Raw genomic sequence first — 537 nt, forward strand, 5'->3', positions numbered from 1 at the left:
ATCAGCGTGCCTTCTCCCGAAGTTACGGCACCATTTTGCCTAGTTCCTTCACCCGAGTTCTCTCAAGCGCCTTGGTATTCTCTACCTGACCACCTGTGTCGGTTTGGGGTACGATTTCGTGTTACCTGATGCTTAGAGGCTTTTCCTGGAAGCAGGGCATTTGTTACTTCAGCACCGTAGTGCCTCGTCATCACACCTCAGCGTTAACAAGGAACCGGATTTACCTGGAACCTCCGCCTACATGCTTAAACCGGGACAACCGTCGCCCGGCTAACATAGCCTTCTCCGTCCCCCCTTCGCAGTAACACCAAGTACAGGAATATTAACCTGTTTCCCATCGACTACGCCTTTCGGCCTCGCCTTAGGGGTCGACTCACCCTGCCCCGATTAACGTTGGACAGGAACCCTTGGTCTTCCGGCGAGCGGGCTTTTCACCCGCTTTATCGTTACTTATGTCAGCATTCGCACTTCTGATACCTCCAGCATGCCTCACAGCACACCTTCAACGGCTTACAGAACGCTCCCCTACCCAACAAC

1 rRNA gene is annotated in these 537 nt (G+C 53.4%); it reads right to left on the minus strand.

Going from position 1 to position 537, the window contains the following annotated elements:
• Nucleotides 1-537: ribosomal RNA gene (locus QLG21_RS00580) — 23S ribosomal RNA — on the minus strand; the annotation flags it as partial.

Origin of the sequence: Enterobacter sp. V87_3, from assembly GCF_029967835.1 — a bacterium.
GTDB lineage: Bacteria > Pseudomonadota > Gammaproteobacteria > Enterobacterales > Enterobacteriaceae > Enterobacter > Enterobacter cancerogenus.